The organism is Streptomyces sp. NPDC096012 (genome assembly GCF_040426375.1).
Classification (GTDB): Bacteria; Actinomycetota; Actinomycetes; order Streptomycetales; family Streptomycetaceae; genus Streptomyces.
On record NZ_JBEOTD010000044.1, the window covers coordinates 1 to 26,908 of the forward strand.

At 68.4% G+C, this 26,908-nt stretch carries 23 protein-coding genes and 4 pseudogenes; 14 read left to right on the top strand and 13 right to left on the bottom strand.

Annotated features, from left to right (window positions below; all coding sequences use genetic code 11):
- On the bottom strand, nt 1-148 hold a 148-nt coding region (locus tag ABVB68_RS31030; protein WP_353604556.1), incomplete at its 3' end, for a transposase.
- A gap of 719 nt (nt 149-867) precedes the next feature.
- Here ABVB68_RS31030 and ABVB68_RS31035 point away from each other — a divergent pair.
- From ABVB68_RS31035 to ABVB68_RS31050, 4 genes are read left to right on the top strand one after another with little or no spacing between them, the layout of a single operon-like run.
- Complete coding sequence (locus ABVB68_RS31035; protein WP_353604504.1) at nt 868-1,485, top strand: hypothetical protein; 618 nt, start codon at nt 868-870, stop codon at nt 1,483-1,485.
- The gene (locus tag ABVB68_RS31040) at nt 1,482-2,132 is read left to right on the top strand and encodes a hypothetical protein (RefSeq protein ID WP_353604505.1); all 651 of its coding nucleotides are present in this window, start codon (nt 1,482-1,484) and stop codon (nt 2,130-2,132) included. The genes ABVB68_RS31035 and ABVB68_RS31040 overlap by 4 nt, the downstream gene beginning before the upstream one ends.
- A complete protein-coding gene (locus ABVB68_RS31045; protein WP_353604506.1) occupies nt 2,132-6,862 on the top strand; it encodes a putative T7SS-secreted protein in 4,731 nt (1,576 codons plus the stop codon). The genes ABVB68_RS31040 and ABVB68_RS31045 overlap by 1 nt, the downstream gene beginning before the upstream one ends.
- 10 nt (nt 6,863-6,872) lie before the next feature.
- On the top strand, nt 6,873-7,220 hold the full coding sequence (locus tag ABVB68_RS31050) for a hypothetical protein (protein ID WP_353604507.1): 348 nt from the start codon (nt 6,873-6,875) through the stop codon (nt 7,218-7,220).
- Nucleotides 7,221-7,436: 216 nt separating this feature from the next.
- Here ABVB68_RS31050 and ABVB68_RS31055 read toward each other — a convergent pair whose 3' ends face one another.
- The 4 genes from ABVB68_RS31055 to ABVB68_RS31070 all read right to left on the bottom strand — a co-directional run bounded on the left by ABVB68_RS31055 (nt 7,437) and on the right by ABVB68_RS31070 (nt 9,150).
- Nucleotides 7,437-7,694 carry a hypothetical protein gene (locus ABVB68_RS31055; protein WP_353604508.1) on the bottom strand — a complete coding sequence of 86 codons (258 nt, stop codon included), beginning with the start codon at nt 7,692-7,694 and terminating at the stop codon, nt 7,437-7,439.
- Complete coding sequence (locus ABVB68_RS31060; RefSeq protein ID WP_353604557.1) at nt 7,601-7,795, bottom strand: transposase; 195 nt, start codon at nt 7,793-7,795, stop codon at nt 7,601-7,603. The genes ABVB68_RS31055 and ABVB68_RS31060 overlap by 94 nt, the downstream gene beginning before the upstream one ends.
- Nucleotides 7,796-8,077: 282 nt before the next feature.
- Nucleotides 8,078-8,377, bottom strand: coding sequence for a hypothetical protein (locus ABVB68_RS31065; RefSeq protein ID WP_353604509.1), 300 nt, complete (start codon nt 8,375-8,377; stop codon nt 8,078-8,080).
- Nucleotides 8,378-8,472: 95 nt separating this feature from the next.
- On the bottom strand, nt 8,473-9,150 hold the full coding sequence (locus tag ABVB68_RS31070) for a DDE-type integrase/transposase/recombinase (protein ID WP_353604510.1): 678 nt from the start codon (nt 9,148-9,150) through the stop codon (nt 8,473-8,475).
- A 329-nt stretch (nt 9,151-9,479) separates the two neighbouring features.
- Between ABVB68_RS31070 and ABVB68_RS31075 the strand changes: the two genes are divergently transcribed.
- Both ABVB68_RS31075 and ABVB68_RS31080 read left to right on the top strand, forming a co-directional pair.
- Nucleotides 9,480-9,908, top strand: a complete 429-nt coding sequence (locus tag ABVB68_RS31075; RefSeq protein ID WP_353604511.1) for a RacP protein — start codon at nt 9,480-9,482, stop codon at nt 9,906-9,908.
- 59 nt (nt 9,909-9,967) lie between these two features.
- Nucleotides 9,968-10,154, top strand: a pseudogene (locus ABVB68_RS31080) (transposase); the annotation flags it as partial.
- 598 nt (nt 10,155-10,752) lie between these two features.
- Here ABVB68_RS31080 and ABVB68_RS31085 read toward each other — a convergent pair.
- Nucleotides 10,753-10,866, bottom strand: a pseudogene (locus tag ABVB68_RS31085) (hypothetical protein); the annotation flags it as partial.
- 208 nt (nt 10,867-11,074) lie between these two features.
- Between ABVB68_RS31085 and ABVB68_RS31090 the strand changes: the two are divergent.
- Together ABVB68_RS31090 and ABVB68_RS37055 are read left to right on the top strand one after the other, a co-directional pair.
- Entirely contained in the window at nt 11,075-12,487 is a 1,413-nt protein-coding gene (locus ABVB68_RS31090) for a M1 family metallopeptidase (RefSeq protein ID WP_353604512.1), read from the top strand.
- Between the two features lie 335 nt (nt 12,488-12,822).
- Nucleotides 12,823-12,972: a hypothetical protein gene (locus ABVB68_RS37055; protein ID WP_503006389.1), complete on the top strand. Its 150-nt coding sequence runs from the start codon at nt 12,823-12,825 to the stop codon at nt 12,970-12,972.
- Nucleotides 12,973-13,247: 275 nt separating this feature from the next.
- Here ABVB68_RS37055 and ABVB68_RS31100 read toward each other — a convergent pair whose 3' ends face one another.
- Both ABVB68_RS31100 and ABVB68_RS31105 read right to left on the bottom strand, forming a co-directional pair.
- A complete protein-coding gene (locus ABVB68_RS31100) occupies nt 13,248-16,517 on the bottom strand; it encodes a GDSL-type esterase/lipase family protein (RefSeq protein WP_353604513.1) in 3,270 nt (1,089 codons plus the stop codon).
- Between the two features lie 341 nt (nt 16,518-16,858).
- Nucleotides 16,859-17,113 carry a hypothetical protein gene (locus ABVB68_RS31105; protein WP_353604514.1) on the bottom strand — a complete coding sequence of 85 codons (255 nt, stop codon included), beginning with the start codon at nt 17,111-17,113 and terminating at the stop codon, nt 16,859-16,861.
- 928 nt (nt 17,114-18,041) lie between these two features.
- On the opposite strand from ABVB68_RS31105, the gene ABVB68_RS31110 reads away from it, so the two are divergent.
- Both ABVB68_RS31110 and ABVB68_RS31115 read left to right on the top strand, forming a co-directional pair.
- A complete protein-coding gene (locus tag ABVB68_RS31110) occupies nt 18,042-18,398 on the top strand; it encodes a hypothetical protein (protein ID WP_353604515.1) in 357 nt (118 codons plus the stop codon).
- Nucleotides 18,399-18,502: 104 nt separating this feature from the next.
- Nucleotides 18,503-18,715: a SpoIIE family protein phosphatase gene (locus ABVB68_RS31115; protein WP_353604558.1), complete on the top strand. Its 213-nt coding sequence runs from the start codon at nt 18,503-18,505 to the stop codon at nt 18,713-18,715.
- 207 nt (nt 18,716-18,922) lie between these two features.
- Here ABVB68_RS31115 and ABVB68_RS31120 read toward each other — a convergent pair whose 3' ends face one another.
- Together ABVB68_RS31120 and ABVB68_RS31125 are read right to left on the bottom strand one after the other, a co-directional pair.
- Nucleotides 18,923-19,351: a MarR family winged helix-turn-helix transcriptional regulator gene (locus ABVB68_RS31120; RefSeq protein ID WP_353604516.1), complete on the bottom strand. Its 429-nt coding sequence runs from the start codon at nt 19,349-19,351 to the stop codon at nt 18,923-18,925.
- Nucleotides 19,351-19,767 (bottom strand): SRPBCC family protein, encoded by a 417-nt coding sequence (locus tag ABVB68_RS31125; RefSeq protein ID WP_353604517.1) that lies wholly within the window; start codon nt 19,765-19,767, stop codon nt 19,351-19,353. Before ABVB68_RS31125 ends, ABVB68_RS31120 begins: the two co-directional genes overlap by 1 nt.
- Before the next feature lie 423 nt (nt 19,768-20,190).
- Here ABVB68_RS31125 and ABVB68_RS31130 point away from each other — a divergent pair, with 423 nt between their 5' ends.
- The gene (locus ABVB68_RS31130; RefSeq protein ID WP_353604519.1) at nt 20,191-22,023 is read left to right on the top strand and encodes an AMP-dependent synthetase/ligase; all 1,833 of its coding nucleotides are present in this window, start codon (nt 20,191-20,193) and stop codon (nt 22,021-22,023) included.
- 45 nt (nt 22,024-22,068) lie between these two features.
- Here ABVB68_RS31130 and ABVB68_RS31135 read toward each other — a convergent pair.
- Nucleotides 22,069-22,275: pseudogene (locus tag ABVB68_RS31135) on the bottom strand (Tn3 family transposase); the annotation flags it as partial.
- 334 nt (nt 22,276-22,609) lie between these two features.
- Between ABVB68_RS31135 and ABVB68_RS31140 the strand changes: the two are divergent.
- Together ABVB68_RS31140 and ABVB68_RS31145 are read left to right on the top strand one after the other, a co-directional pair.
- Nucleotides 22,610-22,741, top strand: a complete 132-nt coding sequence (locus tag ABVB68_RS31140; protein ID WP_353604520.1) for a hypothetical protein — start codon at nt 22,610-22,612, stop codon at nt 22,739-22,741.
- Nucleotides 22,742-23,532: 791 nt separating this feature from the next.
- Nucleotides 23,533-23,889 carry a hypothetical protein gene (locus ABVB68_RS31145; RefSeq protein WP_353604521.1) on the top strand — a complete coding sequence of 119 codons (357 nt, stop codon included), beginning with the start codon at nt 23,533-23,535 and terminating at the stop codon, nt 23,887-23,889.
- Between the two features lie 22 nt (nt 23,890-23,911).
- Here the strand turns inward: ABVB68_RS31145 and ABVB68_RS31150 are convergent, their stop codons facing one another.
- Nucleotides 23,912-24,628, bottom strand: a complete 717-nt coding sequence (locus ABVB68_RS31150; RefSeq protein ID WP_353604522.1) for an SDR family NAD(P)-dependent oxidoreductase — start codon at nt 24,626-24,628, stop codon at nt 23,912-23,914.
- 173 nt (nt 24,629-24,801) lie between these two features.
- Here ABVB68_RS31150 and ABVB68_RS31155 point away from each other — a divergent pair, with 173 nt between their 5' ends.
- Nucleotides 24,802-25,854: an Lrp/AsnC family transcriptional regulator gene (locus ABVB68_RS31155; protein WP_353604523.1), complete on the top strand. Its 1,053-nt coding sequence runs from the start codon at nt 24,802-24,804 to the stop codon at nt 25,852-25,854.
- A gap of 313 nt (nt 25,855-26,167) precedes the next feature.
- Here the strand turns inward: ABVB68_RS31155 and ABVB68_RS31160 are convergent.
- A pseudogene (locus ABVB68_RS31160) lies at nt 26,168-26,758 on the bottom strand (SOS response-associated peptidase); the annotation flags it as partial.
- Nucleotides 26,759-26,908: the final 150 nt, after the last annotated feature.

Below are 26,908 nucleotides of genomic sequence, written 5' to 3' on the forward strand. Positions count from 1 at the left end.
GCCACGGAGCCCCGGTCCGCAACCGCCACAGCACCCCGTTGATCACCTGCCGGTGATCACGCCAGGGACGACCACGCCCATCCACCTGCGGCAACAGGGGCTCTATCCGCTCCCACGCCGCATCCGTCAACTCACCTCGACCTGCCACAAAATCAATGATCAGAGTGCTCGTGCTCGGACGCCCGCGCGGGGTCCGTCACGAAACGGCTCAGCCGGTAGCTGGTCGGCAGCCCCAGGCGCCCGCACAGCGTGTCGATCCGGATCATCGACCAGTCGACTCCTGCCTCCTGAAGACGGCGCAAACGCGTACGCATCTCTGCCTGGTCCCGAGTCTCAACAACGAGTTCCCACTGTCCCGCGTCCGGCGCGGTACGAGCAGCGAGCCGCTGCCGCGCGTCCTCTTGCCGCCGCCTTCTTTTCCCCTGTCCTGGCACCCGCCCAGAATCACTGGCCGGGCGCCAGGCTGACAAGGCAATTGGGTCGAGCGCGCGCATCCCAACTCGGTGATCATTTGTCAGACAGGCCCTAGCGGTGCCGGGTGCCAGAACGGGTGGACGAGACGGAGGCGAACCAGTGAGTGACCGGAGTTCCAATACGCGCGGCCACTGGAACCTCCGTTGCGCCGACAGCAGCTAGGACGGCCAAAGGGGCACGGCGGAGCAGCAGGCCACACCCTCCTCTACCGGGATGCGCGCGGCACCCCCCCGGACGCGCGGACACCAGAGCGAACGCGGCCCACCACGATCGCTCCACCGGCCCGCTACACGCGAAAAGTTGGGCCGCCCAGCCCATTGCGCCAAGCGTCCTCCACCAGGCGATCAAAGACTCTCCTTTGACCCATGTCTCTTCACAGCTGACGTTTGCGACGTGCTGTGTGTAGTTGTGATGATGGGCTGCATGTCTGAGTACGGGGGTACGGTCGACGGGCCGCAGCAGATTCCACGGTCGCGCATCGCTGGCTATGCGGAGATGACGACGCCGCCAACCGCTCGGGAGGCGCAGGCGTCTTCGGGGAAGCACGACGTTGAAGAGGGAAGACGCGGCGAACAGCCGCCGCTAGAGGGTCAGGACTCCGGTCGCGAAGCGGCTGGAGCCGAGGCGCGCAGGCGCGAGTTCGCCGCTCTGCTGGGTGAGTTCCGCCGCACCCCGGTGCTGGTGCCGCTCGGCGACGGGCCGGGCCCGGAGGACGAACGGGGCCTGCTGACCGCCGATCTCGGCGGCGTCCGTTTCATCCTGGCCTTCTCCGACGAGCAGGCGCTGGCCCGCTACGCGGTCGCGCGCGGTGTTGCGGCCCGTGAGTGGTCGTACCAGACGGTTCTCGGGGCGCGTCTGCTGGATGTGGCGGTGCCGGCGGCCGGAGTGCCGTGCGGGGTGGCCCTGGACTGCGCCGACGGGGAGGAGGGCATGGTGTTCCCGCCGGTGCGCGGCATCGTGCCGGACCAGGTAGCGGTGGACTTCGCCGACGGAACGGGGGACGCGGAATGACTGAGGGTGGCAAGGACCTGAAGGCGGACGGGCTCGCCCTGATCGCCAAGGGACTGACCGAGGCGCTGGGCGAGTTGAAGGAACTCGGCATGGTCGGGGAGGCCGGAGCCGGGCGCGGTTTCGGCGACATCGCCCTGTCCGGACTCGAGTTGGGACACGAGGGCCTGACGGGGGAGTTCACGTCGTTCTGCGAGCGCTGGGAGTGGGGCGTGCGCTCGCTGATCAACGAGGGCAACGGCTTCGCGGTCAAGACGGGCCTGTCGGCGGGCACGTACTACGAGACCGAGAAGTACGTGGAGGGCAGTTTCAAGGTCGTCGCGAACTCGGCCGTCGGCAATCCCTACGCCTCCGAGGAGGACGTGGAGAAGATGGGCTGGGGCGACATCGCGACCTCGGGCATGAGCGTCGACTACAGCAAGGAGTCCTTCGATCAGGCACTGGCCACCAGCGAGCAGGGCTGGAAGGACGCCGGCCGAGACGTGATGACCTCCCACACCATCGGCCCGCTGCCGGGCATGAACCCCGAAGACCTGCACGGCGCAGTCGGTGTCTCCGACAAGGGGTACGACAAGTTCCTCGACGACGCCTTCGGCCCCTCCCCGGAAGCCCGCGCCAAGGCGGCCGAGCAGCGGGGCGGTGAGGGCTGATGGGCCTCGGAGACGTCACCAACTCGTTCCTGGGCGGCGCCGAACACCTCTATGACGAGGGCAAGAAGAAGCTCGGCGAGGCCGTCGACTACGGCACGGACAAGCTGGGCGGGGCACTGGACCACGTCGGCGCGCACGACTGGGCCGAGAGCGTGGAGGACTGGGGCGACGAGGTCGCTTCCGACCTGGGCGCCACCCCAGGCGAGCAGCAACTCGGCCAGACCGGGGAGCCCAACGAACTGATCCACGGCAGTCCGGAGAAGATCCGCGAGAGCGCGAAGCACCTGAAGGACTTCCACGGCGCCTTCGACAAGGTCAGCCAGGGACTGCGGAAGGTCGACTCCTCGGGCTGGCAGGGCGAGGGCGGGGACGCCTTTAGGGAGAAGTTCGGCGTGCACCCGATCAAGTGGGCGCAGGCGGCCGAGGCGTGCACCGCGGCAGCGGGAGCCCTGGAGTCGTACGCGGACACCGTCAAGTGGGCGCAAGCCCAGGCCAAGGAGGCTGTGGAGCTCTACAAGAAGGGTGTGAAGGCGGCCAAGGCCGCGGCCGACGACTACCGGACCAGGGCCGAGGCCTATAACGCCAAGGCCCGTGCGGGCGACGACCCGGGACCGGAGCCGAAGCAGGACATGGAGGCGGGAAAGGCCGACGTCAAGGCCGCCGTCCACAAGCTCGCCGAGGCCCGCAAGCAGCGCAACACCGCCGCCTCCCAGGCGCAGGGCAAGGTGAAGGCGGCCCTCGCGCACGCCCCCGCCGAGCCGCCGCCGCTGTCCCGGATACGCAACGATCTCGTCGACGGCTACCAGGCGGTCAACACGGAGCTCACGCACGTGGTCGGTGGCGCTCTCAAAGGCACCGCGGGCCTGCTGAACTTCGCCCGGGGCCTGAACCCGACCGACCCCTACAACCTCACCCATCCGGCCGCCTACCTGCAGAACGTCAACATGACGCTGGCGGGCCTGGTCTCCACCGCCTCCCACCCCGAGCGGGTCGTCCAAGCCGCCGTCGACGGCTTCAAGAAGGACCCCGCGGAGTTCGTCGGCCGCCTCATCCCCGAGCTGGTGGGCACCAAGGGCGCGGGGCTGGCAAGGGGCGGGCTGCGGCTCGCGCTGAAGGAAGGGGCGGAGGGGGTAGCGGAGCAGGGACTGCGTAAGACCGCCCGGAACGCCGTGGAGGAGGGCGCGGAGGACGTCTCGCGCCGGCCGCTGGAGAAGGTCTGCGAGAAGGACCCCGTCGACGTCGCGACCGGCCGGATGGTGCTGCCGGTGACCGACGTCTCGCTCCCGGCCCAGCTGCCGCTGCTGCTCAGGCGGCAGTTCGAGTCCTCGTACCGCTTGGGCGGCTGGTTCGGACCGGCCTGGTCCTCCACGCTCGACCAGCGTCTGGAGATCGACGCCGAGGGCGTGGTTTTCGTCGGCGAGGACGGCCTGACACTCGCCTACCCGCACCCGGCACCGGGCGTGCCGACGCTGCCCAGCCACGGCCCCCGCTGGCCCCTGGACCGGGTCGACGGAGGCTACACCGTCACCGACCCGGAATCGGGCCGTGTACGGCACTTCGCCGACCGCTCCGACACGCTGGCGTTGCTGGAACAGCTCGACGACCGCAACGGCAACTGGATCTGCTTCGAGTACGACGCCGACGGCACACCTCGTTCGGTCATCCACAGCGGCGGCTACCGTCTGCACGTCTCGACGTCGCAGGGCCGGGTCACCGCCCTGCACCTGGCCGGTGCGGCTGCGGACGGCGGCGACCAGGAACTGATCCGCTACGGTTACACCGACGGCGACCTCACCGAGACGACCAACTCCTCTGGCCGTCCGACCCGCTTCGGATACGACGACCAGAGCCGCATCACCTCTTGGACCGACACCAACGACAGCCACTTCACGTACGTCTACGACGACGAGGACCGCTGCACCCACCAATCCGGCGCCGCCGGTCACCTGCGCTCCACCTTCACTTACGGACCGGTTGACCCGGACACCGGCGAGCACACCACGACCCTCAGCGACTCGCACGGCCACGCCACCCGATACCTGATCAACCGCCGCTGCCAGGTGATCGCTGAGACGAACGCCGTCGGTGCCACCACCCGTTACGTCCGCGACCGCTACAACCGACTGCTGTCCGAGACGGATCCGCTGGGCCACACGACGGCGTTCGAGTACGACGAGGGGGGCAACCTCACGCGGGTGGTCCGTCCCGACGGCCGCGAGGTGCGAGCGGAGTACGGCGAGGCGGGCCTGCCCGTGAAGGTGGTGAACTCGGACGGCACAGTTTTCCGCCAGACCTGGGACGAGCGGGGCAACCGTACCTCGGTGACGGACCCGGCGGGCCGGACGACCCACTTCACCTACACCGGCGCCGGCCATCTGACCTCTGTGACCGACCCGCTGGGCAGCACGACGACGGTCGTCTGCGACCGGGCGGGCCTGCCGGTGCGGGTGACGGACCCGCTGGGCGCGGTCACCCACTACGAACGGGACGCCTTCGGCCGCCCGACAACGATCACGGACCCGACGGGCGCCCCAACGCTGCTGGTCTGGTCCGTCGAAGGCCGCCTGATCCGTCATACCGCGCCGGACGGCACGGCGGAGACGTGGGCATACGACGGAGAGGGCAACTGCACCAGCCACACCGATCCGCTCGGCGGCGTCTCCCGCTTCGAGTACACCCACTTCGATCTGCTGGCTGCCCGCACGGGCCCGGACGGAGTGCGCTACGAATTCGGCCACGACACCGAACTGCGCCTGAGGAAGGTCACCAACCCGCAGGGCCTGACGTGGACGTACGGGTACGACCCGGCCGGCCGCCTGGCGAGCGAGAAGGACTTCGACGACTGCACCCTGACGTACGAGTACGACCCTGCCGGCCGCCTGCTCTCGCGGCGGAACACGCTTGGCGAGGTGGTCTCCTTCGAACGCAACGAACTCGGCCAGGTACTGCGCAAAGACGCAGCCGGCCAGGTGACGACCTACGCCTACGACCTCACCGACCAACTCGCCCAGGCCACGGGACCGGACGGCACGACCCTGACCCTGCTCCGCGACCGCCACGGCCGCCTGCGCTCGGAGACGGTCGACGGTCGCGCGCTGACGTACACCTACGACGTCCTGGGCCGCCGCACCAGCCGAACGACGCCAACCGGCGCCGAGACGAAGTGGTCATACGACGCGGCAGGCCGACGCACCAGCATGGTGGCGTCAGGCCGTGCCATTGACTTCACCTACGACGACGCCGGCCGCGAACTGGCCCGCTACATCGGCGACACGATCGCCCTGGAGCACGCCTTCGACACACTAGGCCGTCTGACGACCCAGTCGGTGACCGGCGCTGCGGGCCGCACGGTGCAGCACCGGGCCTACAGCTACCGAGCCGACGGAAACGTCATCGGCATCGAGGACCGCCTCTCCGGCCGCCGCCGCTTCGACCTGGACGCGACCGGCAGGGTGACGGCGGTCCACGCAGCAGGCTGGACGGAGCGGTACGCGTACGACGAGGCAGGCAACCAGGCCCGCGCCGAGTGGCCGGCGAGCCACCCGGGCGCGGAGACGACGGGACCGCGGACCTACACGGGCACCCGCATCAACCGAGCGGGCAACGTCCGATACGAACACGACGCCCTCGGCCGCATCACCCTGCGCCAGAAGATGCGCCTCTCCCGCAAGCCGGACACCTGGCGCTACGAATGGGACACCGAGGACCGCCTGACCTCGGTCGTGACCCCGGACGGTACCCGCTGGCGCTACACCTACGACCCCCTGGGCCGCCGCACGGCGAAACTCCGCCTGGCGGCCGACGGCGAAACGGTGCTGGAACGGGTGGACTTCACCTGGGACGGCACCACCCTCTGCGAACAGACCACCATTTCCCCCGACCTCCCCAACCCGGTCACCCTCACCTGGGACCACCAGGGCCTACGCCCACTAGCCCAGACGGAACGCATCACCGCGGAGGATGCACCCCGGGAGGAGATCGACTCCCGCTTCTTCGCCATCGTCACAGACATCGTCGGCACCCCGAGCGAACTCATCGACGAACACGGCGACATCGCCTGGCGCACCCGCAGCACACTCTGGGGAGCAACGGCATGGGCGGCCAACAGCACCACCTACACGCCCCTGCGCTTCCCGGGCCAGTACTACGACCCGGAAACCGGCCTCCACTACAACTACTTCCGCCACTACGACCCCGAAACCGCCCGGTATCTCACAAGCGATCCGCTCGGTCTCACACCCTCCCCGAACCCGGGCACGTACGTACCGAATCCCCACACTTGGGCGGACCCGTTGGGTCTCTCCGGCTGCACGCCGGGGCAAGGCGGTACAGCCGAAGTCAATCCTCGAAAACTCGACTACCTGTTCAATAAGGACATCAAGCCGGACTCGCACAACTCGCCCAGAGCTCTGCAGAACGAATTGCAACTCCATCGCATCGGCATACGTGACACTCCGGAGATGCGTCAGTATGTGACTGACCATCTGGCCAATGCCGCTGAGCAGCCGTTCGAGCGGACGTTCACAAAGCAGTGGGACGGTGGTAGCGGTGAGTTCGGCGTCACGAACTCTGTACTGCACGGGCCTCACGGCGCTCTAGGCGTCGAGAGCACATGGGAGCTTCTGCCCGACAGCGGACGTAGACTTTCGACTGTGATCTTCCGTGGCAGTGGGCCGAACGTGAGCATCCACGGCAGCATGCCCCACTGGCCGCCGTACATTGAGAAGTGAGGCAGACAACATGTACCGGGAGTTTCTTGCCCCGCGCGACGAGGAGGTCCTCGATGCGATCGGCCAGTGGCCGGACACCGACGAAAGCGGTGCCCGCGTGCTCAGCTGGCACAGCGACGACGGCGCCTGGCTCGTCCTGTCCTATGACGTGGTCGGCAGATCAGTGAGAGTCCGCTGGACGAGTGGCGATAAGCTGCTGCTGGACATCTTCCGCGAGAGTGCGACGCGGCTAGCATTTACTTCTGATCCATCGGCCATGCACGTCTCAGTCGACTTCCACATGGGCGAAACTTTCGGTGCACTGGATATCCAGGTCACTCCGAACTTCTCCGTACACGACCGCTTGCTGTTCCAATGAGGTTTCCAAAAACTGCTCTGACGAAGCCGCAACCGGCCGGTACGACGACAACCTCGTGTCGGCGGTCCTCGCGAGGGGAAGTCGACCACTGGTCCGATCGGAAACTGGGAAACAAGTAATTACAGGACATCATCGAAAATGAATGCCTGCGTGGCGAGTTTCGGATACGAGTCAGCTGTGGCTTTCAGTTCGGCCTCGAGTGGTGGATCTTCGTGGTCAGCCCGCCACGGAGCCGCCCGAGGGCATGGTCGTCCGGCTCGCCGACCGGAGCCCCTTTCGACGGGCCCCGGCGGCGTGCTGGTAAGGGCGGACGATGGTGGAGTCGACCGCGACGACCCTTTCCAGGCCGCTCTCGGCGTCGGCCTGGGCGAGCAGGGTGGTCAGAATGCGCTGCCAGGTGCCGTCGGCGGCCCAGGTGCGTAGCCGGTGGTGAACGCCTTTCCACGACCGAAGTACTCGGGCAGGCCGATCCACGGTGTTCCGGTGCGGTACTTGAACGCGATCGCGTGGATCACCTTCCGGTGATCCCGCCACCGTCCTCCCTGCTTCGGTGTCGGGTCCGGTAACGGTTCGATCTGCGCTCACTGCTCGTCAGTCCGGTCCTGCTGTTTCCCACCTACATGAGGTTCGGTGAGGGAGGCCGTCGAGTTCTGCGCGGCCGGTGCGCCGGAGGAGTACCTGGGTGGGGTCTTTGGGGGCGGCGGGGAGGAGCCGGTTGAGTACTGCTGAGCTCAGCGGTGCTGGTGGCGGCCAGTCCACGGACAGTTGCTGTGTGGTGTCGTGGGTGTGCAGCAGGGTTTCGGCGACGCCCATCGCGGCGAATCCTCCGGGGTCGCATGGGCCCCAGTGCCAGGCCCTCAGGGTCGGGTTGGCTGTGGCCAGGGCGCTGGTGAGCAGTGCGCCGCAGTGACGGCTTGGAGTACTTCGGCCGGCGAGGCGGTGGGACGAACGTTCAGGTCGATGGGAAGGTAGGCGTCGGCGGGTTGTGCTGCCAGTTGCTGCCCTGCGTAGGCCAGCAGGTCGTGGCCGATGTGGGCTGCTGTGTGCCGACACGTCCATTCGAGCGGCTCCGCCGGCATCGTCGAGTCCTTGGCGGTATGCGGGTCAAGCACCCGCAGCATTTCCGCCACGGCGGCGTCGACGTCCCGGTGGTCCATGCAGATCTCCTCGCGGTCCGTGTGGTGGGGTGGGCTGTGCCGGTTGGCGGTCTTTCACCCCTGCTGGTCTGCGGGAGAGTGTCAGTTGGACGTCGTCATCTGAGTGCCAGTGGCGCAGCCTCAGTGACCTGGTGATTGGACTGACGGGTGGTGCTCGCCTGTTGCTGACATGAGTGAGGAAAAAGCCAGGTCATTCTCGCGGCGACTGCTATGGCGGGTGCAGAGTAAACCGCTCCGGGATCGGTGGAGGCTCTATACATTGACTCCAGCCGCCGGTTGAGGCTGGGTTGAGCGTAGTAGTTGGTCTCGTGTTCGTGGGGTGGGATGTCTGCGATGGTGGTGTGGAGGCGTTGGTTGTTGAACCAGTCGACCCATTCCGTGGTGTCGAGCTCGACGTTGGCCAGGCCGTGCCAGGGCCTGCGAGGCTTCATGAATTCCGTCTTGTGGAGGCCGATCTGGGACTCCATGAGGGCGTTGTCCAAGGCGTCGCCGACGGTGCCGATCGAAGCGTCTATGCCGGCCTTGAGGAGGTGGGCGGTGAACGCGAAAGACGTGTACTGACTGCCTGCATCCGAGTGATGAATCAGCCCGGTACCTGCAGGGATGCCGGCTCGGTCGCGCCGCCACAGGGCCATGTCGAGGGCGTCGAGGACGAGCTTGGCCCGCTTGCTGGTGGCGGCGGACCAGTCGACGATCGCCCGGGAGAACACGTCCACGACGAAGGCGACGTAGACGATCCGGGACCAGGTCGCGACGTAGGTGAAGTCGGCCACGACGAGCAGCTGACGCGCTGGTGAGCCGTGTGGGAGCGGCTGCGTACCGAGGCAGCGTCAGCGGCTCGGATCGTGGACGCACCTGCCCGAGTCGATTCGGACAAGCGGACTCTGTGGGACCGCCTTCCCAATGCGCCGCAGGCGGGGTCACTGAGCGTTTACAGAGTGGTCACCGGTCGGATGACGGGGTGACCCCCGCGACGCACAAGGCTCCTGTGCCGTTGAGAGATGTTCTACGTCTCAACTCCTCAGCGCAGTAGCCTCGGTTCCACGCCGGGAAGGTCGATGTCGACGGCGAACTGGCCAAGCTCCTGTAAGGCGAATAGCCGGTGCCACGCGCCTCCGAGCGCAGATCGGCCGCCTCCCAGCGGCACGCCGACACCGTCCGGTTCGCGCTCTTCGAGGGCCGCCCAGCCGGGCTGACCTTCCCCCAGCTCGTCCGTTCCGGCGAGCTGACGCCCAGCCAGACCAGCGCGGGCCTGGCCTGCCTGCGCGACATCATCTCCGAACGGGGCTGGCCACCCCCGATCTTGACGAAGAAGGACGGCCACCGCTTCTGCACCGAGCCGGCCGAACTCCAGGCATACGAACTCGGGATCGTGAGGGAGGAGCTGACCGAGATCCGCCGGTTCATCACAGCCATCGTTGGCCCGCACGCGGCACTCCAGCCGAAGGGACGGTGGATCAAGCACCTCAACACTCAGCTCGGCTCGGTCGACTCCACTCTCGACATCATCGCCGAGTACATCGACGTCTGACCGGGTTGGGGGACGGCACAGCTTTCCTTCAACACCCGTCTGTTGGAAGGGAAGTTGGGTTGTCCCGGCCCCATTGCTACCCGTCCGACACCTGCGACGACGAATGGGTCCTCATCGAGCCCCTCCTCCCAGCTACCGGCCTACGAGTCCCCCAAGGGGGGACGCCCGGAGAAGCACCCGCGCCGGGAGGTCGTGGACGCGATCCGCTACGTCGTCGACACGGGCTGCAAGTGGAGGGCGCTGCCCAAGGTCTGCCGTCCCAAGTCCGCGCCTCCGGACGTCACCCGAGGCGGCAGACGCATGAAACACCAACGCCTGGGTTGCCCCGTGGCTCCGGCAAGCTTGCCGGAGCGGTCTCCCGCCTCGAACACGACCGGCTCCGGCCTGGGGCGATAGCCCAGGCCTTGCAACGGTGGTCACGCACGGCTCACCGCCCCAGCCGTGCTCTCTCCGGCGGTTGCGATTGCCCTTTGTGCAACCCCTTCTATACAACCGACGAACGGGAAGTCCTGGAAGCGGCCATGCACGCTCTTCCGCCGCGGGCGGCGCGTGAACTGCGACGCCTGGTGAAACCGCTCGACGACCTCTACATCGCCAGTTCCCCTCCTGGCCGGCGGCGCGTTCCGCACGGCGAGCCAACTTCCGACGGCTGTATCCAGCGCGTCGCCGTCGATGCGTTGGAGGACACGACACACGGTGGCCTCGGCCGGGGCGACTGGCCGTGTTCCGGCTCCCGGCATGGGCCACCGAGCCGGGCCAGGACGTTGGGCGGGGCGTCGGCGGCCCACTCCGCGATCGCGGCCAGGGACTTCGCTCCGGCCAGGACCGCGCACGCGGCCTACAGAGTGCCGTAGGAGGTGGAGAACGTCTGCGCGTTGTCGGGATGCTTGTGCAGCAGGTAGCCGAGGTCGGTCGCGGGGCGTTCGGGGGTGCCGGTTGTGGTGATGGTCAGGAACACGTGGCCAGGCCTCATGGAAGGGGATGAACTGCGGATGGGCTGAACCGGGATCCTTACTGTGCGCCAACGTACAGCGAACATCCCCTGCGTACCCTGGCATTTTCGCCGCCCAAGCGGAGCCGACCTCCCCTCTTCGCGCGGGCCTGTGTCGGCCGTGGGGAACCCTGTGACAAGATCCGCTGGCATGTCATCTGTCATGTCGTCTGCCATGCCTTCGTCGCGCACGGGCCCCTCAAGAACCGGTCGCCGTCTGCTGGTCGCCCTGCTCGCGCTGCTCGCGACTGCAGGCTCCACCGTGGCCGAGGCCGGCACGCCGTCCGGCCCGGCGCCCGGCGCCGCGGTGAGAGCGGCCGAACCCGCGACGCCCGACCGCCCCAGCTACGACGTGAAGCTGCGCGCCGACGCCGACGGCTCCCACTGGGCAGGCCGGCAGACGGTGTCCTTCCGCAACGCCTCCAGTCGGCCCCTGCGTGAGGTGTACATACGCCTGTGGGGCAATGGCGAGGACGGCTGCGGGACATCCGGAAGACCGTCCCCCGTCCGCGTCTCCCACGTGCGCGGCGGCACTCCGGGCCGCCCCGGCGTGAAGTGCACGGCGCTGCGCATCGCTTTGCCGAGGCCGCTCGCACGCGGTGAGCGGACGGCCGTCTCCTTCGACGTGGCCCTCACCGTGCCCGCACGCAACAACCGCTTCGGCCGCGAAGGCGCGTTCCGCTTCCTGGGCAACGCGCTGCCGGTCATCGCCGTGCACGACACGAGGGGGTGGCACCTCGATCCGTATGTGTCGTACGGCGAGAGCTTCTACACCCTGGCGAGCGACTTCCGGGTGCGCCTCGACCACCCGTCCGCCCTCAAGGTCCCGGCGACCGGCAGCACATGGACCCGCCCCGGCGGTACCGGGCGTACGGTCACCCACAGCGTCGCCAAGCGGGTGCGGGACTTTGCATGGGCGGCGGGCCCGTTCCGCACCGCGACCCAGACCTCGCCCGACGGCGTGCGCGTGAAGTCGTACTGGTCGCCGAACACGCCCGCCGCCGGTGTCCGCCTCAACCGCAAGGACGGCGTCGCCGCCATCGACCGGTTCGGCAGGGAGTTCGGCCGCTATCCGTACGGCGAGATAGACCTCGTGATGACCCCCGGGTTCGCCGGCGGCATGGAGTACCCCGGCCTGGTCATCCTCGGCACCGAGGAGGAGGGCGGCGCCACCGTCCATGAGATCGCCCACCAGTGGTGGTACGGCGTCGTGGGCAACGACGAGTACAACTCACCCTGGCTGGACGAAAGTTTCGCTCAGTACGCCAACGCGCGCTACTACCGCTGGGACGGGTTCGAGTGCTCGCCGGACGACTCCTGGCCGAGCGCCACCGCCGCGCTCACCAACTCGATGGCCTACTGGTCTACACACCGTGGCGAGTACTCCCAGGTCGTGTACGGGATCGGCCCCTGCGTCCTGGCCGACCTGGAGCACGTCCTCGGGGCCGGCACCATGGCGCGCCTCATCAAGAAGTACGCCCACGACCACTGGTACGGCGTCTCCACCACCGTCGACTTCAAGAAGGCCGCACAATCGATGACACACAGGGACCTCGGCCCCTTCTGGCGGAAGCACCGCATCCGCTGAAGTCGCACTCCGCTCGCGGCTGACGGGCGTACCCCGTCGGCGCCACGATGACGGTGACCGACGGGGTACGCGGGCAGGGCGGCGTCGTTCCGGCGGTGCATCCGGGTTGATGGGGCTTCAGGAACTGTCGCCGACCTCCGCGCGGAGGCCAACGGGCTGGGCCTGTCCGCCGATCAACGGGCCGCGGCGGACAGGGCCTGTCGCTACGTAGAGGACAACGCCGCCTTCGTCCACTACGACAAGGCCCTCGATGCCGGCCGGCCGATCGCCGGCGGCATCGTCGAGGGAGCAGCATGTCATCTGGTGGCCGACCGGCTCGACATCACCGGCAGCCGGTGGAGCGTCCCCGGCGCGGAAGCCGTCTCACCCTCCGCGCCGTCATCGGCAACGGCGACTTCCCGCAGTACCGGACCTTCCACACCCACAGAGAACGCGAACGCCTCTACCCCCGGCCCGACCAGCACAACTACGAACTCCTGGCCTGACCGACGAGCTCACTCCAGAAGAGCCACACCCAAATCCTTTGGCCGCCGCATAGTTGAGCACTACGCACCTCTTGCCCAGATCGAGCTCGATGCCCATCGCAACGTCGTCACCACTGCCGAACCCCGGCCATGGTTCGACAAGACCTGAGCTCCATCTCACGGCGATTCGAGCTGCCGGGATGCGAAGTCCCAGGGCGTCTCGGACGTGTGCCACCCCGAGTGAGGAGGCGGTGAGGCGTTCACCCGCCGCCTCCTCACTCGGGGTGCGGCCCCTGTTACCCGGTCAAGCCGGCCGGTGCGCGCGGGGCCCGGATCAGGGCGGAGAGCGGTGCGCCCCTCTTCGCGTCCAGCGGGGCTAGCGTCCGGGCCGTGGCCGACGGCTTTGGTGCGATCACGCAGTTGGACTTGCCGGATTCCGCTTCGCCGTTGATGGCGGTGACGCAGAATTCGTAGTTCCAGACGCCGGGGACGAGGTAGGCGATGCCCCGGCTGGTCTCGTTGGTGATGTACTCGTCGGCCTCGAACCCGCTGCCGTCGTGCTTGGACCCGCTGCTGTCGTTGACGTTCCGGATCCAGACGCGGTAACCGGCGGCCCACACGGACCCGTTCCATGACAGTTGGACGGTAGTGGCGTCGGTGGAGGTGACCTTCAGACCGGTGGGTGCCGGAGGTGTGCCGGCCCCGACGGTGACGGACCGGGCGACGCCCGGCATGCCGCCACCGGCGGCGTTCCAGGTGGCGACCGCGACGAGGTAGTGGTGGCCCGGCTTCAGCCCGTCGACGTGCGCCGACCTCCCACTCACCGCAATGCTGTTGATGATCGCTCCGGGGGTGTCTTTGTCCCAGGTGATGACCTCGTACCGATCGATCGAGTCGGTGTACGGGCCGGTTGCCGCGTCCCAGGAGACGTCCACGCCGGTGTCGGTGGCGCGGGAGACGATGTTCTGGGGCGCCGCGGCGGTCTTCGGGTGCGCGGTGGCACCGACCGTCTTGGACCACCCGGACTTCCCGTCATCGGCGTTGTCGGTGCGGACCTGGTATTCCCACTCCCAGCCGTCGAGGGTCCAGGTGGTGTCGAAGCGGGGCGCTCTGACCGGTGTCTCGTTCCAGGTGCCGGATCCCTTGATCCGGTGCCGGACGGTGTAACCGCGGGCGCCGTAGACCGGTTCCCAGCTCAGGGTGATGCCGCTCGCTCCGGAGTCGACCCAGACCGTGTCCGGCGCGGGCGTCGGCCGGGCGGGGACATGCGCGGGAATGTCGATCAGTTGGCTGCCGAGACCGTAGCTGTCGTGCAAGGTGCGCACGAATGCCTGGGCGATCTGGTATTCGCCCAGGGCGTTGGGGTGCAGCCCGTCATAGCCGGCAGGACAGCTGCTCGTGTCGCAGCTGTAGTTGCCGGCCCAGTCGACCAGGGCCACTCGGGACTTGTCGGTGGTCCACGACGGGATCGCCTGTGCGAGCATGCTGTTGTACTTCGTCGTGTTGACGGGCAGGTCGTCGCGGCCGCCGATGAACGTCCGCTGCGGAACGTTGGCCAGGGCGAAATCGAGGTCCGGTTTGGCGGCACGGGCCTGGTCGACCAGCGTCCGCATACTGTCCAGAGTGCCTTCCGGACCACTGACGAACCAGCCCATGTCGTTGAACCCGAGCCCCACCAACAGCAGGTCGGGCTGGTATTTCGCCACCTGCTCGGCGATCAGCTTTTTGTCCTGCGCCGCCTGCCGGCCCCAGACAGCGAAGTGGTCGGTGTCGAAGTCCGGCGCGACCCCGGCGGCGTACCCGCCCGAGGTGGCGGGAGCGCTCTCAGTCGATGGGCCTTTCCCCGGCAGTGGCGGCACGGGCGGCGCCTTGGGGGTCTCCTGCGGCCGGGTTCCCTGGTACGGACCGACGAAATCGACGTCGACGTGCTCCTTCTTGAACCATTCCCAAAGGCGGTAGCGCCAGGTCCAGTCACCTTCGTAGCCCTGGCTCATCGAATCGCCCACCACCATCACCTTCAGTGGCACCTTCCCGCCGCCGGCTCGTGGTTCCGCGACCCAGTCCATGACGAGGGCCCAGCGGATGGCGTCCTCGAACGCCTCGGCGATCTTCTTGTTGCCGGAGTCGTTCGCCGTCAGTCCGTCACCGGACAGGTCCTCGGTGGTCATGGCGCCGGTGTCGGCCAGAACGACGTGCCGTCCCGCGCTCTGCCAGGCGCCGACCATCTTGCGGATCTCGGCGTTGTAGGCGGTGATCCGGGCCTGGACTGCGGGGTCGGTGGCGGGACCCAGGGTGGCGAGTGCCACGACCGTGCCCGGGTTGTCCTTCTCGATCTGGTCGACCAGGTCCTTCAGCCGCTGCGCGGCGCCGTCCTGCTCGCCGTCCCGCATGTCGTACGTGCCGGCCTGCAGCGTCACGATGTTGGGCCGGTACTTCGGCAGAGCGGTCGTGGACCGCTTGGCGATGGCGCTGATCTGCTCGCCGGGAGCGCCCTCGTAGGCGGGGTCCCCCTTCTGCCCCGTGGAGCCGGAGCCGACGAAGTCCACTGGTACGTCCCGTTTTTTGGAGACGAGCGAGATCAGGGCATAGAGCGAGCCGGCCAGGGTGGCGCCGTAGCCGATCTTCTCGGCGGTGCCGAAGGTCGAGTCGCCCAGCGGCATCACCTTCAGCTCCGGCGGTTCCGCCGCCGCGCGCATGCCGTTCCACCACACGGGGTAGTGGTCGCTGCTGCCTCCGTTCATACGGCTCGCGGTGGCGTCGCCGGCCTCCCAGTCGGAACTGACGAAGTAGTCCAGTTCGTTGCGGCTCTCGTGGGTGGGAAGTCCGGAGTTGTAGACGCGGGCGCCGATCGGGAAGGTGCCGCGGCGTTGCAGCGTCCGCGGATCGACGTTGAAATCGCCGCCGGCCGTCCAGCGGTACTGCGCGCCCCAGGAGCGGACGGAGTCGCGGATCGCCGTCAACAGGGTGGTGGAGTCACCGCCGCCGCTCGACAGGCCGTGCACGTTGAAGTACCAGTCGTCTCCGAACCGGACGCCCAGCGCGGCCCGGCCACGCTGGATGGGGTTGGTGACGACGCGTACCTCGTCGGGCTGGTCATGGGTGATGGTCGCCAGGTTCACCCGGCCGCCTTGGCCCCGGCCGCCGTTGTCGTCGGTCTGGATGAAGAAGACGTGGTACGGGCTGGGCTGCACCCGGCTGCTGAACGGTTGCCAGGTCGAGTGCCGGACGGTGTCACCGTCCGCGGTGGTGACGTCCGGCTGTTGGCTGGCGTGGCTCGGGCCCTGGGGCCCGGCTTCCTGGATCAGGACGATCTCGGCGGACCTGGCGTAGCCCTGGACCTGCGAGGACCACTTGCTGGCCGTCGCGTCGTCCTCGCCCTGGATGTTGTTGGTGATGATTGACGTCTGCCGTAACGGCGCCGCGGCGGCGGGGGAAGCTCCTGGTGCCACGACGAGTGCCGTGCCCAGAATCGAAAGCGTCACCAGTGCCGCCCTGGGTCTGGTCACCAGACGCAGCCGGGCCAGTGCACCGGTGAGGTGTTCCTGTAATACGTGTAATACGTTCACCGCAGCAAGGTTAATGGACTATGCATCTACGTGATCTGCACGATCGAGCGGCATACGGCGTCCCGTGGCGCACAGTTCACGCGCCCGCAAGCCACCGGTCGGAAGGCCCGGATCACCACCCCTCGAACAGCACGTCGTCGACCTGAGCTCGAGCCCCAGGACCAAGGCGACGAGCTCAACGCCGCCCGGGCCACCAACCGCGAGCTCATGGCCCAGTTGAACCGCCACCCCGACCGCTCTCCCAACTGAACAGGGCAAAGGGCCGGCCAGCCGCTCGACGGCACCAGGCCGGGGCGCTTCGACCTGTGCCCGGCAGCGCAAGCTCCCAGCGTGACCACCAATCAGGTCACCTCATGCGCTGATGGCGACAAGATCTCCGTCAGCGTCTCCCGGGTGATCTCCAGCCGGGACAGCACCGACTCCTGTTCGGCCAGGTGTCCGGTCAACTCTTCGATCCGAGCCCGCAGTTCATCGACCTTCTCCCGCGCAGCAGCCTCTCGCCGCTCGAGTTCCTCCAGCCACGACACCATCGCCGCCACCCCCGGAATCCGGCCACCCGACACCACGGCGATCGAGCAACCAACCCCGGTCAGCAACCACGCAGGTCAAAGCTCCCTACAAGAGAGCCACACCCATTTCGGGTGTACTACCCAGTCGGCAGATGCGCTTCGGCAGGGGTCGTTGGCACCTGCCGCAGATGGCACCCTGATAGAGCTGCCGAGTCGTAGCCGGATGTCCGGCCCGTCCTCTGCTCGACCCTGTGCGCCAGGTGCGCCGGCACCAGGTGCGGCGCCATACCTCGTACAGCGCCCATCCGTTGAGCGGCGCTCCCCGCCGCCCGGATCCGACGCTCCGTGCCAGGCCACGGCGTGACCCTCACCTGCCGCGCGGCGGGCCGGCGCCGGTTCTCGTTGCGCCGGTCGGCCCCCGTCGCCTTGACAGACTGGATCGGACCGAACGATCAAGGGACGGCGAATCCATGGCCCTCGCTCGCCGGACTTCCCATTTTGCTTCAAGGGACAACCATGGGGAGTCGGAAGCAGGCCTGGCCGTCTTCGGGGATTCTCATCACTGGGTCACTGGGTCACTGGGTCCCTAGGTCCCAACGCTCGCACTGGCCGGACATGCTGAAGGTCGCTGGCTCCCATCGGAACGGCTCTTCCCGTCGACGGTGGCTGCACCGTCCACTGACACGACGCCTGACAACCCCTGGTCGCGGCTCTGGCTGAGAAGGCTTCGGTTGGTGTTTGTGCCGGCCAGTGCTGCACGCTGGCGCGGTGTTTCGATGTCGGTGATGACGTCGCTGGAAGGGTTGGCGGGTGCCGTGGCGGGCGGGGAGGGGTGAGGGTGGCGCGTCCGGCGCCGGCGTCTGGGGCCGGCTCCACGAGGAGATCCTCCACCGCCTGCACGACGTGGGACTTCTTTGACCTCGCTGCGGGCCGTCACCCGCAGCGGTGCGACTGAGAAGTGGTTTACGTAAATCTGCGGATGTCTCGTGCCGCCCTCAGCGGCACCATGGCGGGCATGACCACGCCGGAAGTGCCGCACCCGGGCCTCATCTGGGTGACGGCCGACAGGGCCGCTGCTCTCTGGACGGTCAGACGGAAGTACGTGCCCCAGGTGGCGTCCGCCCATGGGGTGGGAACCAAAGAGCAGAAGGGTTACGGAACCTTCGGCCAGACCACTTTCACGGTGTACTCCTATGCGGAGGTCCAGCGGGTGGTGGCGGCACTCGAGTCCGGTGAGGTGGTCCTCGACCCGTCCTGGCGGGCGGACACCGAGGAGGGAGCCAGGGGCGCCCGGCGCGACGCGCTGACCACCTGCGGCTGCGTGGTGCTGATGCTTGCGGTGGTCATCGCCCTCGCCCTGCTGTCGAACTGACCGGACGCGGGGGCGCACTCCATGGGTTGGCCTGGGAAGGTGGCGCCGCTGCTGTTCTCGGCTGCTACGCACACTCCCTCGACGGAGCCGAGTCCACCACCGTGGTGACCGCCTTCATCGATTGGGACCACCACGTCATCACCTACTCCAGCGCCGGACACCCTCCGCCCGTCCCGCTGCGCGCAGAGGGCACCACGACGCTGCTGGACCAGGCGACCGACCCGCGCCTGGACGCCGCCCGACCCCCTGCCCGCGCACGCAGGCCGTCACCGCCCTCACCTACGGAGACGTCCTCCTGCTCTGCACCGACGGTCTGATCGAACGGCGCCGCCGGGACATCGACATCGGACTGAGCCGTCTCAGGGCATTACTCGTCCGCCACAGAACCCTCCGGGACCGCTCGGAACGGGGTCACACCCCCGAGCTACCAGGAGGCCCTGCTTCCCTGCACCGACCGCAGGATGTCCAATCGACCAAGACCCTGTTCGACCCGCACGTGCCAAGATCCGTTGGGAGGCGGCCTCTCAGGATTCGGGATGAGCCAGGCGGCCGAGCAGGGATACCGCATCGTCGAGGGGCACCGGCTGGAAGAACCGCGCGTCGACGCGCTCAACTGCGGCAATAGCGCGTGGGGCAAGGTCGGCGCCGGCGTTGGTGACGCGCAGGCGTTTGGCGCGGGTGTCGGCCGGGTCGACTGCACGCTCGATGAGTCCTTTGTGTTCCAGGGTGCGTAGTACCTGGGAGGTCATCTTGACGTCGGTGCCGGATTGGCGGGCGAGAGCCGCCTGGTTGGGATGCTCGCCCTGGGTGTTGAACCACCAGGTGCAGGCGAGCAGCACGAACTGCACGTGGGTGAGATCGAGCGGGGCCAGGGCTGTGGCGATGTCGCGCTGCCAGCGCAGGGTGGCATGCCACAGCAGGAATCCGGGGCTGTCGCCGGGGCTGAGGGGCATCAGCGAAGCGCCAGCTCGGCCAGCGAGGCCATCGTGTCGGGCCAGTCGGCGGTGATGCCCGGGCCGATCTGCGGGCCGGCTTCGTCGGCACCGGTACCGGTGATCTCCATCCGGTACACCACGCGGATCCGGTTCTGGTCGATCCGGTCGATCCGGTGGGTGGTGCGCAGCAGCAGGCCGTTGAAGCGCGCCTCGTCGACGAACAGTTCGTCTTCGACCGCCTCGGCGATGCGCAGCGGTACCGGGTCCTCCCCGGGCGGCGTCATCGTGATCAGTGTGCCTGCCGCGAACGGGCCGTTCATCTCGATCTTCTCGATCTCGGCGTTCCAGGTGCCCCAGTTCTCGACGTCGGCCCAGAGCCGCCAGATCGCCTCGGGGGTGGCGCTGGTCTCGATGCTGTGCTCGCACTCCCACATGAGTGACCTCCTCGACTAGATGATCTACGTAGAGATTATCTGTGCAGAGATTATCTGTCCAGTGGCGCACGGCCCTTCCCGCAGTGCCGCGATCGCCCAGCCGAACCCCTGCCCGCGCCGGCACCGCCGAGGAGATCCTGAGTCGTGTCCGCAAACTCATTCAGCGGAACAGCGCCGACAAGTCACCAACAGCTCGAACGCGCCTCCCGGCGAGCGGCCTGCAGGTGCTGCCACTTTGCCCGGGATCACAGCACCAGTGGTGGGGAGGCCTGAACGGCGTGGGAGAACCCCCGGCACCGGACACCGCGCACCGATGCAACGAGAATTGGCGGACAACACCTAGGCTCCCGGGATGACGGCCGGTATGTTGCGCCCCTGCCCGTCGCGAGGCGGGCGCGGTGAACGGCTCATCATGGGGGTAGCGTGCGCGACTTCAGCCTTCCGGCACTGGTGGAGACCCTGTCGGCGGGAGGCCTTGCGGACTCGGTGTACGAGGTGGCGGAACGCGACCCGAAACTGGAGCAGTTGGCGCGGCGCGACCCCCTGGACGAGCAGAGGTGGTATGCCGTCACCGCGGCCGAGTTCCGCGACGAGGTCCTGGCACTGGCCAAGGGGCTGCTGGCCGGCGGGATCCAGTTCGGTCACCGCGTCGCCGTGATGTCCCGGACCCGTTACGAGTGGACGCTCTTCAGCTACGCGTTGTGGTCCATCGGCGCCCAGGTGGTCCCCGTCTACCCCACCTCCTCGGCGGACCAGGTCCGCTGGATCCTGTCGGACGCGCAGGTGGTGGCCGTCGTGGTGGAACACGAGGACCATGCCATGACCGTGGGGGCGGTCTGCGACCAGCTGCCGCTGCTGAGGGCGATATGGCAACTGGACGCGGACTGCGTCCAGTTGCTCGCGGACGCGGGCCGGGGCATCCCCGACGACGTGGTGCACCAGCACCGCAGGGCAGTGCAGCCGGGCTCGGTCGCCACCATCGCCTACACCTCCGGCACCACCGGCCCCCACCCCAAGGGCTGCCTGATCACCCACGCCAGTGCCGCGGCCGAATGCGACACCCTGAACGCGGGCTGGCGGGAGATCCTCGCCGAGCCCGGTGAGCAGCCGGCCGTTCTGGCCTTCCTGCCCCTCTCCCACATCTACGGCCTGATGGTGCAGGTCCTCTGCATGCGCGGCGGCATCCGGCTGGGGCATCAGCCGGACCTGTCTCCCGCCGCGCTGCTGCCCGCCCTGGCGTCGTTCCGGCCGACGTACGTCTTCGCCGTGCCGTACATCTTCGAGAAGATCTTCCATTCGGCCAGGCGTTCGGCCGAAGCAGCCGGCCGGGAGGTGCTCTTCGACCGGGCTGTGGACCTCGCGGTGCGCTACGCCGAGGAAGTGGAGCGCCGAGACAGGGGCGAGGGCTCGGGGCCCGGACCGCTGCTGAAGGCCTCGCACGCCGTCTTCGACCGTCTGGTGTACGGGCGGCTGCGTGCCGTCCTCGGCGGCCGGGTCCGGTACGCCACCTCCGGCGGGTCGAGTCTCGACCGGGAACTCGGCCTGTTCTTCGCCGGAGCCGGAGTCACCATCCACGACGGATACGGGCTCACCGAGACGACCGCCGCCGTCACCAGCCAGCCACCGGGCCGGCCCCGCTTCGGGACCGTCGGCAGACCCCTGCCCGGCTGCTCCGTCCACGTGGCACGGGACGGGGAGATCTGGGTCCGCGGGGACGTCGTCTTCTCCGGCTACCTCGGCGATCCGGCGGCCACCGGGTCGGTGCTGCGCGACGGGTGGTTCGCGACGGGCGACGTGGGCCGGCTGGACGACGACGGCTTCCTCGTCATCACCGGACGCAAGAAGGACATCCTCATCACCAGTGGCGGCAAGAGCGTCAATCCCCGGGTGCTCGAGGAGCGGCTGCTGAGACATCCTCTGATCTCCCAGTGCCTCGTCGTGGGCGACAACCGTCCCTTCATCGCGGCGCTGATCACCCTGGATCCCGAGGCGTCCCAGCACTGGTGCCGGCTTCGCGCACCGCAGCACGCCCGGCCCGGGGAGGCGCCGATTAACGAGGAACTGCGTGGCGAGATCCAGCGGGCCGTGACGATGGCGAACGCGGCGGTTTCCCAGGCGGAGGCGATCCGCGCGTTCCGGATCATCCCGAACGAGTTCAGCACGGCCAACGGCCTCATGACGCCGTCGCTGAAGCTGCGTCGCGGCGCGATCGTGCAGGCGTACGCGGCCGACATCGAAGCACTGTACGGCTCCTGAGGCCCCGTCACCGGCGGTCGGACGGCCCCGCTGCCCACAGCTCTGCCCGATGCCCGCGACCTGGTCATTGACCGCGTCTAGCCAGGTGATGCCCCGCTTGAAGCCGAAGTACTTCGGCGACGGCGCCGTGCGTACGGTCCGCACGGGGACGACGAACCGTAGCCCGTCGACTGAGGCAAGCAGCCCCTCGCCCCAGAACCTCACGATGGGCACGGCGGCGTGGGCGGCAGGAAGAAGGCGGAGAGGGGCGGCGGAAGCGCAGCGGCGGGCGTCCAAGAGCTCGGGCGGCGTCCTGTCCTGTTGCCCGTCGGCGGCGCCTCCGCGCTGCCCGGCCGTTGAGCGTCGGGGCGGTTGCGGGCAGGGCACGGCTGCGTGCCCGGTCCAGCTACCTCGCCCCTGCCATTGTTGTACTGGCCGGGCTGGAGATCCCGCTCGGCTGGATCTACGCACGCGCCGAGATCGCGCGCCTCCCAGCCCCTACATCAAGGTCCCGACCGATGCCCTGGCGCAATCCCGGCGACCCGAACCCTGGCTTGCTGCTGCGGCCGTGGGAGCCAAATCCTCGGACGATTTCACCGTACACGTAGTGCTGATCAACGGCGAAGGCGGCATGGAGATCGAGAAGTACGTGGAGAAGAAGCGCACCAATCCCAATGCCTCCATGGAGGGCCTTCCGAAGGACTCCATTCCCATCGATGTTCAGCAGGGCATCCGGTGAGGAGCCCCCGGGGAGGTGGGCCGGCCTCGTAACTCGACGCAGACAACGAAGCCGCCAAAAGCGGCATGCCGAGTCTGTCCTCTTGTCGTCACGGGTCAAGCACCGTTACAAGGCAGGTCGACCGGCGTCGGCGCCGCCGACACGGGAGGCAAGGAGCACCACCCGTGGCCACCGCCACGCGCCGTCCGCTGATCCCGCACGCGGAGCGCCTGAAGACACTGCGCGCCGAACTGTCCGGCGAGACCGGCCTGCGCGACACCGTCCGTGACGTCTCCACCTGTGCCGGACGAGGGGACGCCTTTCGCACGCGGCAGGTACGCGAGATGTTCGCCCGAGGTACGGCAGGCGGCCGTCATGCTCCGTGGCCGGCTGCATCTCGTCTCGCACGGCGTGCAGGGCCAACCCCCAAGCCGGTTCCTTCACTCAACGGGACGGCCGCCCCCTTGCAGGGTATGCAGCCACTTCTCCAAGAAGCCGACGTCCCCCGTCCCGTCGTCGGGGATGTGGAAGAGGGCCGGGTTCTCGGTGAGCTGTTCCCTGTGATCTCGTACAGGTGGTCGTAGAACGGCTCGAGGAAGATCGCCAGGGGCTCGGCGAACTGCATGGGGGAGGGGTTGATCGTCGATGCGCTGCCGCAGCGCGGCCTGGGCCGGGGTGTCCGGCAGGAGCAGGCCGGCAGCACGTGCAGCCCGTAGAACATACGCAGCCTGACTAGGGCCTGCACAACGGCGCGGCGATGCCCCAAGAGGCAGCCGCGCTGGCGATCATCAAACGAACAGCCGGAGCCGGCGGTGGAGTTGCTGGAGCAGGGCCGTTCGGTCCTGTGGCGCTCGACGATGCACCTGCGCGGCGATCTGACCCTGCTCACCGAGAAGGAATCGGCGCTGGCCGAGGGACTGGAGCGGATCCGCACCCAACTCCACGCCACCGCACAGGTAGATCCGGACCTCCGCGTCGTACTCGCACGGCGGTGGAGCAAGTTACCTGAAAGGGTGCGGAGCAAGACCGGCTTCAGAACGTTCCTGAAGCCCCCCGTTCGCCGCCCTCGCTCAGGCGGCCGCGGAAGGACCCGTGGTGATCCTGAACATCAGTACGATCCGCTGCGAGGCGCTCGTCGTACGGCCGGACGGGCCGGTGGCGAGTGGTGAGTGCTGGGGTGGGCCGCAGGGATCACCAGGGGACGGTCTGGCCGAAGCGGTCCAGATAGGCCAGGCCGGGCGTGCCCAGTCGGGAGATCAGCACGTCCACCAGCAAGGGGACGGTCTCCTCGATGGTGTACGGCGCATCCGGACCGCCCAGGGCGGTGCGTATCCAGCCCGGCGCCATGAGCACGAAGGCGCGCCGCGTCTCCCCCTGCCGGGCCGCGAAGCTCCGCAGGAACATGTTCAGGGCTGCTTTGCTCCCCCGGTAGACCTCGCGGCCTCCCGTCGCGTTGTTCGTGATGCTGCCCTGTCCGGAGGACATCGCCCCGATGAGTCCCGCCGGGGACACCAGGTCTTCGAGGGCTTCAATGACGCGCATGGGGCTCAGCGCGTTGGTGACCATCACATCGATGAAGTCGGCCGTCGCAACCCCGCCGATGGGCGTCTGCTCATTGTTGGTCGTGCCCGCGTTGACGAAGAGCACGTCGAGTCGGCGGTGCGCCACACGTGCGTGCAGCGGGGGCAGGTGGCCCGGGTCGTTGATGTCGAGATGCTCGATGGTCACCCGCCCGTCGGCGTGGTCCGCGAGGTCGTGCAGCGGCGTTCGGGCAGTGGTGTCGCGAACGGTGCCGACGACGTTCCAGCCCCTGCCGAAGAATTCCGCCGCCATCGCGTGACCGAGGCCGCGCGAGGCCCCGACGACGAGAGCGGTCGGTGGGTGTTGTTCAGTGGAGGTCGATGACATGCAGCGTCATCTCCGTTCTTCGAGCGTTGGACTCCGTTCGGGCATCGGTCGAGGCCCCGGGATCGGCACAGGGCGGTGCCCGTTGCCGCGGCCCTTCAACCCGTGCGGTTCAAGTGTTTCGTCCACACCGCATCGCAGGCGAGCCGCGAGGGCTCGTTTGTAGGATCGGCGACATGACAAGGGCGCTCATGACGGAATCTGCTTCGATTCATCCCGACGATGTGCGAATCATCCGTGCGCTGCAGATCGCTCCACGGGCTTCGTTCGCCGCGATCGCGAACGCCCTCGGTCTGACCGAGGGGGCCGTCAACCGCCGGTATCGCCGGCTACGCGCCGACGGCGTCATCCGCGTGGCCGGCGTGTTGAACCCGGGTGCCCTGGGGCAGAGCAGGTGGCTGGTGCGGCTGCGCTGCCGTCCCGGCAGTGTCGCGGCGATCGCCGACGCGCTGGCCAAGCGTGACGACATCAACTGGGTAGCCCTGGGCGGGGCGGGTTGTGAGGTCACCTGCGCGACGCAATCCCGGACGCGGGAACAGCGCGAGGATCTCCTGGTGCAGCGGCTTCCCCGCACCGCGGCGGTGATCGACATCAACGCCTTCGCCATGCTCCGGCAGTTCCTCGGAGGTCGCGGCCACTACTGGTCCGCCCTGCAGGGCACGCTGTCCCCTCCGGAGGAAGCAGCGTTGGGGGGCGGCGGGCCCCCTTTCACCGAGTCTCCGGTCGTCACCCGCGAGCCACTGCGCCTCACCCCCGAGGACGAGAAGTTGCTCGATGCGCTCGCCGTGGATGGCCGCGTCAGTCTCGTCGATCTCGCCACAGCCGCAGACCTCACTCCGGGACGCGCCTCGCGGCGCCTTGAGGCTCTGCTCCAGCATCGCGTCGTCCACATCGACGTCGAGATCGCCGCAGCAGCCTTGGGCTATCACGCTCGCGCGCACCTCTGGCTTCGCGTGCACCCGTCGGCGGTGAAGAGCGCGGGCCGCACACTCGCGCAGCAACCCGAGATCGCCTTCGCCGCAGCCATCTCCGGGCCCTGGAACATCCATGCCGTCGCACACACCCGGGACCTCGACGAACTGTTCGAGTTCACCTCGGAACGCGTCGGGCCCCTGACCGGACTGCAGAGCATGGAGGTCTCACCCGTGCTGAAGTACGTCAAACAGGCCGGCACCCGCCTCTTGGACGATCGCCTCGTCGAGCCGTCCAGCGCTCGCGCGCGACGCTGAGGGGCTGTGCCGAGACCAGCCGCTCGACGGGCGCCGAACCTGCTGAGGCGTCTTCCATCGCGAGTCGGAAGAGGCGCGCCGCGACTCAAGGGCGGCCACGGCCTCGGGGCTCATCTCGTGCCGAGCCGCGATCGCGGAAGAACGATGGCCTCATGCGACTGGGCGCATTGAATCCCCGTCCGCACCGCTGGCCGGACGCAGGCCGAAGGCGGCCGTCAACTCCGTCATGGTGTGGCGACACGGGCGACACGAGCTCACGGACGCGCAGTGGCAGAAGTCAGCTTGTAACCGCAGCACCGTGAGCGGCCGACGACGGGATGAGCGCCAGGGGCGCATGCGCGAGTGGACGTGGCTGGCGGCGTCGGTGGCCTCGATGGCCTCGAAGGTGATGATCGTGCAGGTCATCAGCCAGGCGGCCGGGTCGTCGTCCTGGGGGGACGGCCGGGTCGCGCCAGTACTCGTACAGCCCGGCGAGCGCCATCACCTGGTCGTCCTCCGGGTGGATGAAGTACGGCTGCTTCCAAGCCTTGCCGGTGGCCGGGTCCTCACCCGGCTGCCATTCGTAGAAGCCGTCCGCGGGGAGCAGGCAGCGGCGTTTGACGAACGCGCGGCGGAAGGCCGGCTTCTCGTGCACGGTCTCCACCCGGGCGTTGATCATCCGCGCGCCGATCTTCGGCTCCTTCGCCCACGACGGGACGCGACCCCAGCGCAGCGGCCGCAACTCCCTCGACGGCGCAGCGGCACCGCCGTCCCCGCGCGGGGTGCGCTCCAGAACTGCCCAGACGTCGGCGGTCGGAGCGACGTTCCAGTTCGGTGCGAGCACCTCCGTGGTCGGCCACTCGCCGACGTGGAACGACTGCGCCAAGTCCTGCGGGCGCCGGGTGGAGACGCATCGACCGCACATGCGCCCACCCTCTCACCGCCCGGCCGCTCACACATGCGAACCCTGGGCTCCGTGATCAGGCGCGTCGCGGCTGGGCGCCACACACCGCACGTCGACCAGGTGCCGAACCTCACCCGGCAGGCAGCAGTGAGCGACGCTTGGCCACGTCGT

Coding starts and splice junctions, on each gene's coding strand:
- ABVB68_RS31040 (WP_353604505.1), top strand. CDS start 1,482: ATGACTGAGGGTGGCAAGGACCTGAAGGCGGACGGGCTCGCCCTGATC.
- ABVB68_RS31045 (WP_353604506.1), top strand. CDS start 2,132: ATGGGCCTCGGAGACGTCACCAACTCGTTCCTGGGCGGCGCCGAACAC.
- ABVB68_RS31050 (WP_353604507.1), top strand. CDS start 6,873: ATGTACCGGGAGTTTCTTGCCCCGCGCGACGAGGAGGTCCTCGATGCG.
- ABVB68_RS31065 (WP_353604509.1), bottom strand. CDS start 8,377: ATGGACCACCGGGACGTCGACGCCGCCGTGGCGGAAATGCTGCGGGTG.
- ABVB68_RS31090 (WP_353604512.1), top strand. CDS start 11,075: ATGCCTTCGTCGCGCACGGGCCCCTCAAGAACCGGTCGCCGTCTGCTG.
- ABVB68_RS31110 (WP_353604515.1), top strand. CDS start 18,042: ATGACCACGCCGGAAGTGCCGCACCCGGGCCTCATCTGGGTGACGGCC.
- ABVB68_RS31120 (WP_353604516.1), bottom strand. CDS start 19,351: ATGCCCCTCAGCCCCGGCGACAGCCCCGGATTCCTGCTGTGGCATGCC.
- ABVB68_RS31125 (WP_353604517.1), bottom strand. CDS start 19,767: ATGTGGGAGTGCGAGCACAGCATCGAGACCAGCGCCACCCCCGAGGCG.
- ABVB68_RS31150 (WP_353604522.1), bottom strand. CDS start 24,628: ATGTCATCGACCTCCACTGAACAACACCCACCGACCGCTCTCGTCGTC.
- ABVB68_RS31155 (WP_353604523.1), top strand. CDS start 24,802: ATGACAAGGGCGCTCATGACGGAATCTGCTTCGATTCATCCCGACGAT.